Here is a 9,293-nt window from a genome sequence, read left to right on the forward strand (position 1 = left end):
GCTTTTTAAGTAAAATAGGCATTAGACAATGCTGAGGCTTATGTGAGTTTTAACCAGCGCCAAGGCTGTAAAGCACCGATAGCCATACCCAACAAACCACAAATAATTGCAAAGCTCAAAGGCTCATTTAGCAATGGCACGGCCAAAATCGCCGCCACAAATGGTGCCAGCGTAACAATACTTCCGGCCTTAAAAGCACCCAGTCGTTTAATGGCTTCTACGTAGGTTAAGGTTGCAATAATCACCACAAAAACACCATGGAATAAGACTTGAGCAAGTAAATGCATTGGCTCAGGTTCACTTAAATGCTTAGGTAAGAACAGAAGATAAATTGGAACAAATACAATCGCTGACCATATTGCAACACCAGCCATTGCATGCCATGCACTGAGTTGCCACTGTCTTAGCAAGACACTAAAAACACCCCACCAAATTGCACTCAGAATAAACAGCAGGTCACCAAAACCAAAGGCAACTCCTGTTTCACGGTACATTAAGAAACTCATGGCGCCAATTGCGCCAATCATAATGAGGAGACTCGCCCAGGTATGCCGATCAAACGCCTGTCTAAATAAAACGAATGCAGCAATTGCAGTACACAGCGGAATAAAGCCATTGAGAAAAATAGCTGCATGTGCCGCAGGTGCATAATGGAACGCAGAATATGCGGTTAAGCAATATCCTACGCCACCAATCATGGCCAAAATAAAAGGTTCTTTTTTCCATAAAAAAGCTGTATCTTTTTTATAGATTAAAATTGGCATTAATATACAAAAGGCCAATAAGAAGCGTAGTGCGGTAATATCCCATGCACCGATTCCCCAGTTTGCACTGAGCCGTGCGGTTAGGGTAAATCCTCCCCAAATACACATTGTAATCAGAACATAGAGATAACCTTGTTTTTGGGGAGACATAAACTTTTATTTCTTAATGGAAGTCAAACTCATGGAGCATGAGTGTATTAGTGATTACGTTGGCGACATACTTCGTACAAAGCCATACCTGTCGCAACGCTGACATTCAAACTCTGTAAATTACCATTCATTGGAATATATACCGTTTGATCACACTGAGACTGTGTAATTGGACGTAAGCCTGTATCTTCAGCACCCATTACCACGCAAACAGGTGTGCCTGTAAAGTCAAACTGCTGGATGGGTAACGCTTTTTCATCAAGCATCGTCCCTACAATGCGCACATTAAATTCTTCTTTCAAATGCGCTAAGGTACGTGCCAAATTGGTCACTTGAATAAATTTAACTTTTTCCGCCCCACCCGCTGCAACCTTACGTGCAGTTGGCGTAAGACTCGCAGCACGGTCACGAGGCACAATCACAGCTTCAACACCCATTGCAGCTGCGGTACGAATACACGCACCTAAGTTATGTGGATCTGTAATATGGTCCAATGCCAATAAAATGGGTTGTGCTGACGCGCCCAAAAGCGTGTCTAAATCTTTTTCATTCAGCGTTGGATACGGACGTACAGCAGCAACCACACCTTGATGGAAAGGCTGACCTGCCAACTTTTCTAAAGTGTCACGGCTGGCTTTTTGAATGCTCACCCCAAAAGGTTCAGCGAGTTCAAATACATGCTGTAAACGCTGATCGTCTCGGCCTTTTAAAGCAAATAAAGTTAAAACGCGCTCTGGCTCTAGCTCAAGCAATGATTCCACTGCATGAACGCCATAATAATATTCAGGTTTTGCCATGAACGGCCTCTTAACGACAACTATTGGAGAGATTAAAAAATAAAAAATCCTGCAAAGCCAGCTTTACAGGATTTTTGCGATGACATTAGTTTAACTGATTCAGGACAAAATTTCTTTGCCTTGCTTCAATTTGGCAAGAATCTCTTAGCCTTCAAAATGACACACGTAATCTAAAACTTCATCTGTTTCAATTTTAAAACGGCTTTCACCTGGCACATAAAAAGATTGACCCGCGCGGAACAATTCACTTTCTTCGCTATCGCCAATTTGTACACGACATTCACCTGAAATAATTTCCATACGCTCAGGTACATGTGTTTCAAATGTAAGTGGTTTTTCAGTTGGAAGTAAAATACCCAATGTTTTCTTGGTGCCATCTTCAAATTGAACAGTATGACTAATGCATAAACCGCCAAAATAAACATTTGATTTTTTTACAACTGATACATGATCAAACTGCGCTGACATGCGTATTTCTCCAGATAAAGCATATTTATAATATTTAGATTGAATTAGTTTAATTCTGCCGTTTGAACTAATCAATCAATGAATACACAGACGGATGTAAATCATCATGCCGTCTTCATCGCCAAATCTCATATCCATATCGGCGATTCTGCTTCAAAGCCGATTGAGTCTAAAGCAACTGTTTTTGAATCTCAAATCACTTTTTATGATACAAAAATATGACCTGTAAAACTTGGTCTATGAATGCTTTGACGATTTATTTAGCTCAAAGCTATCATAAAATAAACTAGCGAAGAACATGCCAAAATTAGACCAACAGCGTAGTTTTTGTAAAAGTGCTTTTAGCTATACCTAAAATACATGACCAAAACATGAATAAGACATGCTAGAACTACTTTTACACTTAGATATTGAAGAGATGAAATATAAGACATTCCTATCCTGATCATCTCCCCTCTATCATCTTGCCTAAATTGCGTTAAAATGATGCTGTTTTCGGTTTTATCTAAACAAAGCCGTCTTGTGAGAAAAACAAAACTTGTCTATCTTAAAACTTAAACTCTTCGCAGCTCGGATGCGTGTATGCTGACACATTTAACTCTGATCAATTTTGCATTAGCCGACCATTTAGCCATTGATATTGAAAAAGGTTTTAACGTACTCACAGGTGAAACTGGTGCGGGTAAATCCTTATTATTAGATGCACTTTCTGCTTGTTTAGGCGAACGTACCGATACCAATTATGTGCGTTATGGATCAGATAAAGCCGATGTTACAGCCACGTTTAGTTACCAAGAAGCCTCTCCAGAAGCTCTTTGGCTCAAAGAGCAAGAATTAGACGACGAGTCTGGTGAAATTCATTTACGTCGCGTGATCTTCGCGACAGGTCGCAGTAAAGCCTGGATTAACGGCCGACCAAGTAGCTTATCTGAGCTTAAAGAATTGGGACGTTTACTCGTTCAGCTCTATAGCCAACATAGTCAGCAGCAGTTACTTGAACCGCCGTATCCAAAACACTGGATTGATCGCTATAGTAATTTTCATGAGCCAGCCCAAGCCGTCCGTGATGCGTATAGTCTGTGGCATAAAAATATTCGTTTACATCAAACAGCATTGGATGCTCAAGCCACACGTAAGCAAAGAATTGAAACCTTGAACTTACAGCTGGAAGAGCTCGAAGAACCTGTACAGTTGGACTATAAAGAGATTGAACAAGAGTTCGATCGCTTAAGTCATCATGAACATATTATGCAAGACTGCGGTTATGGTCTGGCGGCCTTAGACGATGCAGAACAGAACATTAACCAAGAACTTTCGTCTATTTTACGCCGTTTAGAATCGCATGCAGGGCGTAGTGAACAACTGTCTGAAATTTACAATGCTGTGCTGAATGCACAAAGTGAATTGGATGATGCGACGACTAACTTACGTCAGTTCATTGATCGTCAAAGTTTCGACCCTGAACGCATGGAAGAACTCAATACCCAGCTTGAAGTGTTCCATCGTTTGGCACGTAAATATCGGACGCAGCCTGAACTTTTAAAAGAGCAATTTGATGTTTGGCAAACCGAATTACAGCAATTACATGAATTGGAAGACCCAGAAACACTTGCCGAGCAAGTCGAGCTGTCTTATCAAGACTTTTTAGCCAAAGCTGAACATTTAGATGATATTCGTCGCGAAGCCGCAACACCCTTAGCCAAGCAACTTACAGAGCAAGTCAAACAACTAGCTTTGCCTGAAGCACATTTTGAATTTAAGTTTGAACCGCTCGAACAAGCTTCAAGTGAAGGTCTGAGTTTCATTCAATTGCTCTTTACTGCAAACAAAGGCATTCCTGCACAGCCACTGGCAAAGGTTGCTTCTGGTGGTGAATTGTCACGAATTGCCTTGGTTATGCAAGTGATGAATGCCGAAAAAACCGATGCCGAAATTATCGTTTTTGACGAAATTGATGTCGGCATTAGTGGGGGTACAGCAGAAATTGTCGGCCGTTTATTGGCTGATCTGGCACAGCATGTACAGATTTTGTGTATTACCCATCAAGCACAAGTGGCCGCACAATCAGATCAGCATCTACTGGTTAAAAAGCGTCAGACCGACCCTGCCAGTAGTACAATTTTAGAATTAGAAGAAGATGGTCGTATTCAAGAGTTAGCGCGAATGACAGGCGGTGTCGAGATTAGTGAAACTACACTCCAACATGCCAAACAATTGCGTAATCTCAAATTTCAACATGCTTAACTAGAAATGAGTGCAATATTCCAATTAAAACACGCCAAATACAAAAAGTATTTGGTGAATTCTCATTCCTCTTGTAACGTGTAATAAATTAAAGATCATAAAGACAATCATAGAGATAGGGAGACGCCCTTCGGTGAGCAAACAATATCTGACGCATCAATGTTTGATTGCCCCGCCAGATATGCAAGATGAATTTTTTGCAAATACGGTGATTTATTTGGCACGCCACGATGAAGATGGCGCGCAAGGCATCATCATTAACCGCCCTTCTGGCCTGCAAATTAAAGAGTTGCTCAACGATTTAGAAATTGAGGCGGATAATGTCAATCCACATGAAGTCTTGCAAGGTGGGCCTTTACGTCCAGAAGCAGGTTTTGTGCTTCATACGGGTCAACCTACATGGCATTCATCCATCGCAGTCGGTGAAAATGTCTGTATTACCACATCAAAAGACATTTTAGATGCGATTGCACATAATGAAGGTGTTGGTCGCTATCAAATTGCTTTAGGCTATGCCAGCTGGAGCAAGAACCAATTAGAGCAAGAAATTTCTCGTGGTGATTGGCTCATTTGTAACTCCGATATGGATTTAATTTTTAACCTGCCATACAGCGACCGCTGGGATGCAGCCTACAAAAAAATGGGCGTCGACCGTAATTGGCTTTCTTCCGAGATAGGACATGCCTGATTTATCTTCTCCCCATTTAATTATGGCCTTTGACTTTGGTACACAGAAAATGGGCATGGCTGTTGGCCAGTCCCTCATTGAAAGTGCCAACCCACTGGCGCTATTTCCCATGAAAGATGGGATTCCAGTTTGGGATGATTTACTTAAAATTGTGAAACAGTATCAACCGACTTTATTTTTGGTCGGTCTACCGCTCAATATGGATGACAGCGAATCAGAACTTTCTGCTCGAGCACGTAAATTTGCACGTCGCTTACGCCATCAAACTAACATTGAAACTTTAATGGTCGATGAACGTCTGACCACACGTGAAGCACGTGATGAACTCGATCACTATCAAGCGCAAGGTCGCGGTAAAAAGCTATCTGCGGACAGTATCGCAGCCGCTTTATTTATCGAAAGTTGGTATCGAAATCCTGAAGGTCTCACACCTTAATCTGAACTTTCAGGCATAAAAAAAGCATCTTGATTCAGATGCTTTTTTTAGATGAATCATTGAAATGAACGATATTTCTTATTTCTGCTCTTCTAAAATATGAACTGTTACTGTACGGCCCGCTACAAATGCCAATTCATTTTTAGGAACTTCATCTAAAACAATTTTTACAGGAACACGCTGTGCCAAACGTACCCAACTGAAGGTAGGGTTTACATTCGCCAACAAGCCTGTGGTTGAAGTTCTTTCTCTATCTTCAATACCTGAAGCAATCCCTTGTACATGGCCTTTTAAAATATGAGAATCACCCATTAATTGAATCGATGCGGGTGCGCCCACATAAATTTTATTTAATTTGGTTTCTTCAAAATAACCGACGACATACAATTCTTGACGATCAAGTAGCGCTGCAACAGCTTGACCTACTTTGACATAATTACCTTCTTTTAATTCAAAGTTAGATAATGTGCCATCTGCGGGTGCAATCACTTCTGAACGTTTTAAATTCAATTGTGCTAAGTGTAAGTTGCTGGTTGCTACTTCAATTAATGCTTTTTGTTGAACGATATTCGCCTTGGCTTGCTCAATCGATGCCTCTATTTGTTGATGCTCTGCATGGGACTGATCTCGTTGCGCGAACATTTGATCTTGTTCTTGTTTTGAAATTGCACCATCCATTAAGCTTGAATAACGGCTTGCATTTTTGTCTGCTAAATTTCTGTTGGCTTCAGATTTTACAACATTGGCTTTGGCTTGAAGTAATTCTGCTTCTGCCGATGCTAAAGTAGCCTTCGCTTTTGCCAAATCAGATTTTGCCTGCTCGACATCTAGTGATTGGCGTGCAACATCGATTTTAAAAAGAACTTGTCCTTTTTTCACCGTTTGGTTGTCTTGCACCAAAACTTCAGTAATTAAACCCGACACATCCGAAGATACCTGAATCACATCCCCTCGAACACGTCCATCACGTGTCCACGGCTCTGCATTGTAATAGTTCCAAATATGTATAATTGCCATTATCGCAAAAATAGCGACAATCAATAGACCTACAGGTCTTATGATTTTACGCAAATCAAAAGATGCCATTTTCATTTTACCTCGTTCATTTCAATTATTTGTGTGTTTAAACAAAACACACGATAAAACCCCAATGGATTAGCCATAGTAAAATGACGTAAAGACATAAATAGAAAACACTGGGTAATGGGATCCACCCTTTTTCAATTAAGGGATCTATGCCTAATATCACCAAGCGCAACACACCGTAAGCCAGTACGCTCTGAACCAAAAGCATGGGTACATAAACACCATATATATTGAGTTCACCCATGTTTATGCTCCAACCAAATGTGCTTGTGCAGTTTCATCAAAAGTTGCATGACATAAACTGCTTTGAATGTTGTTAAGTGAAATTTGTAGACGCTGAGAAACATCCAGATTGTCTATGTCTAAAACTTCAATTTTTAATGTTTGAATTTGGCTTAATATTTCATTTCTATACTGAACTTCTGGCTGATATAACTCTTTCGCACGGAAATAGTCATCCAAAGCAGACTGTAACTGAGCCAAACTTAGGCAAATTTCAGGCTCGTCACTCAACTTAGACATCAACTCTTGAATACGGGTTAAATCAATCACCGCACTCGACTCAATCAATGCCAAATTAATATTTTTCTTTAAGATGCTGGATTGCACCACTTTGCTATTAAGAATACCAATCCGATCAAACATGCCACGTAAATGAATACGGAAGTTCACTCCATAAGGAATATATAAGGCTTGTCTAATATCTTTATAATGTAATGCCAAAATCCGTTGAGCCGTGATATCTGGTGACATGGCTCGAACCAAATGAATGATGTACACCGAAATAATTGGGCCAATCACCGTGCCAATAGAGGCATCAAAAAAGAAGACTTGATCCAAAGAATAGCGATTTTGAAAGTTTAGCCCCATAATTGCTCCCATGAGGACAGGCAATGCCAACCCTGTTAATGGCGGATGAGGGAACATCATTAAACAAAGCATCACAAATGGCGCTAAAACCAAACCTAATTGCCAAAACTCAGTGACGTGCGGAAAAACACCGTAAGCATAAATAAAGACAATAATCCCCGCATAAATATTCCCACGAATAAACATTTTTAAAGCAGGTACAGGATTGTCCATAGATGTCAAAATACACGCACTGATCGCAGCCATTTCAGCCAGCATAAATGCCGCCTTCCAACCACTAATAATCCAAAAACCTGTGGCAATCAGCACAATTAAAAATGCAGAAACACCGCCTCGAACCGCCATCCCATGATCACGGTGCAGACTTGGATAAGTGGTGGTTAATGGCGCAACACTTTCGGGTAAAGATGCATCACCATTTTGTATACGTTGCCAAATGAGTTTAATGGCACGGACATTCTGAATAAAATGGCGAATATCCATTTTAAAGCTTTGAATAATGACCTGTTGTGCTGATGTTGCAACCGCCGATATATTAGCGAAATCTTGCTCAAAAGTTGCTGGTAAGCGATTTAATTCACTTTCTGGAAAATCTTCCTTGTTATCCAAAAATTCAACGATATGTTTTCTTGCCAACTCTAATTGTGATCTATAGCTTGTATCAATTTCATCTAATTGTTTAATACGTTCTGCCATCGCAACCAAGTTACTCACCAACATACTCAGTTGATGCAATAATTCTTGTAAGGGTTTGGTCATCCCCTTTAATGTTGATTTTTCATAGGTTAAATGCACTGCCATAACATGAATATCAGCAACATCACGTGCAATAGCATTGAGCGCCGTACTGTAATTTTCTAAGGCTTTTTCATCTATTAATATTTTTTCAAAAAGCTGTTTGGTATCTAGTAGCGCTTTAGACACACGGGTTTTAACAGCAGGCCCAATATGCATTGGAAAAATAGTGGTCGACACAATCGCACTACATACAACGCCAATGGTAATCTCTAAAAACCGCCCTACAGCCATATCAAATATAGAGCTGGTATCGATGTTATAAATCACGTTATAACAAATAATCACCGTGGTATAGCCAGCCAACATAAAGACATAACTACGCGGGGTTCGGTCTAAAAGTGAAATATAAAGACAAAAGCCCACCCAAAAGGCCAAAAAGAAAGTAAATAGCCAAGGGGTGTTAATTAAATGAGGCGTAACAACTACACAAACGACAGCACCTAATAATGTCCCTAAAACGCGATAAATACTTTTAGAAGACGTCATGCCCGCATAAGGATTGGCAATAACAAATACAGTACCAATGGCCCAAATGGGATAGGCCAGATTTAAAGAGAATGCAACATAAAGCGAAAGCATACCTGCTAAAAACGTTTTAGTCGCAAAAATCCAGTCCATTTTATTCGGACGAAATGCAAGCAATTGTTTGGTTAGTAACATGTCTTTCTCAAAGATAGTACTTTAAAAACCACAATTCAGGAGTTGCACTGACAGTGATGCCTTTACCTAAGCGTAAACGACATAAAATGCTATGTCTTCTTAGATATGGTTAAAAAAGTAAGGAATTTGGCGAAAGAAGAAATCAACCTATTACGCAGATCAATAATTCGCCATTAGATATTTTGATTGCATTTTTTCAAATTTAAAAAAATAAGTCAATACAAATTATCTAATGGTGATAATTTAACTTGTTTTATTTTTATACTTTCTATTTAAAATATGATCCAAGGACAAAATATTCCTATTTTAAGCCTACAGCGACCATACATAAT

9 protein-coding genes are annotated in these 9,293 nt (G+C 39.8%); 3 read left to right on the forward strand and 6 right to left on the reverse strand.

Annotated elements, in window-relative coordinates; all coding sequences use genetic code 11:
- Positions 1-38: 38 nt before the first annotated feature.
- From D9K81_RS10130 to ppnP, 3 genes are all read right to left on the reverse strand, one after another.
- Positions 39-914: a DMT family transporter gene (locus tag D9K81_RS10130; protein WP_120373695.1), complete on the reverse strand. Its 876-nt coding sequence runs from the start codon at positions 912-914 to the stop codon at positions 39-41.
- 47 nt (positions 915-961) lie between these two features.
- Positions 962-1,711 carry a 23S rRNA (guanosine(2251)-2'-O)-methyltransferase RlmB gene (gene rlmB / locus D9K81_RS10135; protein ID WP_120373696.1) on the reverse strand — a complete coding sequence of 250 codons (750 nt, stop codon included), beginning with the start codon at positions 1,709-1,711 and terminating at the stop codon, positions 962-964.
- A 144-nt stretch (positions 1,712-1,855) separates the two neighbouring features.
- The gene (gene ppnP, locus D9K81_RS10140; protein ID WP_106983888.1) at positions 1,856-2,179 is read right to left on the reverse strand and encodes a pyrimidine/purine nucleoside phosphorylase; all 324 of its coding nucleotides are present in this window, start codon (positions 2,177-2,179) and stop codon (positions 1,856-1,858) included.
- A gap of 582 nt (positions 2,180-2,761) precedes the next feature.
- On the opposite strand from ppnP, the gene recN reads away from it, so the two are divergent.
- The 3 genes from recN to ruvX all read left to right on the forward strand — a co-directional run bounded on the left by recN (position 2,762) and on the right by ruvX (position 5,547).
- Positions 2,762-4,423: a DNA repair protein RecN gene (gene recN / locus D9K81_RS10145; protein WP_120373697.1), complete on the forward strand. Its 1,662-nt coding sequence runs from the start codon at positions 2,762-2,764 to the stop codon at positions 4,421-4,423.
- Positions 4,424-4,556: 133 nt separating this feature from the next.
- Entirely contained in the window at positions 4,557-5,111 is a 555-nt protein-coding gene (locus tag D9K81_RS10150; RefSeq protein WP_120373698.1) for a YqgE/AlgH family protein, read from the forward strand.
- A complete protein-coding gene (ruvX, locus tag D9K81_RS10155; RefSeq protein WP_120373699.1) occupies positions 5,104-5,547 on the forward strand; it encodes a Holliday junction resolvase RuvX in 444 nt (147 codons plus the stop codon). Before D9K81_RS10150 ends, ruvX begins: the two co-directional genes overlap by 8 nt.
- Before the next feature lie 78 nt (positions 5,548-5,625).
- Here the strand turns inward: ruvX and D9K81_RS10160 are convergent, their stop codons facing one another.
- From D9K81_RS10160 to D9K81_RS10170, 3 genes are read right to left on the reverse strand one after another with little or no spacing between them, the layout of a single operon-like run.
- Entirely contained in the window at positions 5,626-6,633 is a 1,008-nt protein-coding gene (locus D9K81_RS10160; RefSeq protein ID WP_120373700.1) for an HlyD family secretion protein, read from the reverse strand.
- Positions 6,634-6,670: 37 nt separating this feature from the next.
- Entirely contained in the window at positions 6,671-6,877 is a 207-nt protein-coding gene (locus tag D9K81_RS10165; protein ID WP_120373701.1) for a DUF1656 domain-containing protein, read from the reverse strand.
- 2 nt (positions 6,878-6,879) lie between these two features.
- A complete protein-coding gene (locus D9K81_RS10170) occupies positions 6,880-8,961 on the reverse strand; it encodes an FUSC family protein (protein WP_120373702.1) in 2,082 nt (693 codons plus the stop codon).
- Between the last annotated feature and the right edge of the window lie 332 nt (positions 8,962-9,293).

This window comes from Acinetobacter chengduensis, from assembly GCF_003664645.1.
Classification (GTDB): domain Bacteria; phylum Pseudomonadota; class Gammaproteobacteria; order Pseudomonadales; family Moraxellaceae; genus Acinetobacter; species Acinetobacter chengduensis.

Bases quoted from the DNA above. Each gene is read 5' to 3' on its own strand.
- D9K81_RS10165 (WP_120373701.1), bottom strand. From the start codon at position 6,877: ATGGGTGAACTCAATATATATGGTGTTTATGTACCCATGCTTTTGGTT.
- D9K81_RS10170 (WP_120373702.1), bottom strand. From the start codon at position 8,961: ATGTTACTAACCAAACAATTGCTTGCATTTCGTCCGAATAAAATGGAC.
- ppnP (WP_106983888.1), bottom strand. From the start codon at position 2,179: ATGTCAGCGCAGTTTGATCATGTATCAGTTGTAAAAAAATCAAATGTT.
- D9K81_RS10130 (WP_120373695.1), bottom strand. From the start codon at position 914: ATGTCTCCCCAAAAACAAGGTTATCTCTATGTTCTGATTACAATGTGT.
- recN (WP_120373697.1), top strand. From the start codon at position 2,762: ATGCTGACACATTTAACTCTGATCAATTTTGCATTAGCCGACCATTTA.
- ruvX (WP_120373699.1), top strand. From the start codon at position 5,104: ATGCCTGATTTATCTTCTCCCCATTTAATTATGGCCTTTGACTTTGGT.
- rlmB (WP_120373696.1), bottom strand. From the start codon at position 1,711: ATGGCAAAACCTGAATATTATTATGGCGTTCATGCAGTGGAATCATTG.
- D9K81_RS10160 (WP_120373700.1), bottom strand. From the start codon at position 6,633: ATGGCATCTTTTGATTTGCGTAAAATCATAAGACCTGTAGGTCTATTG.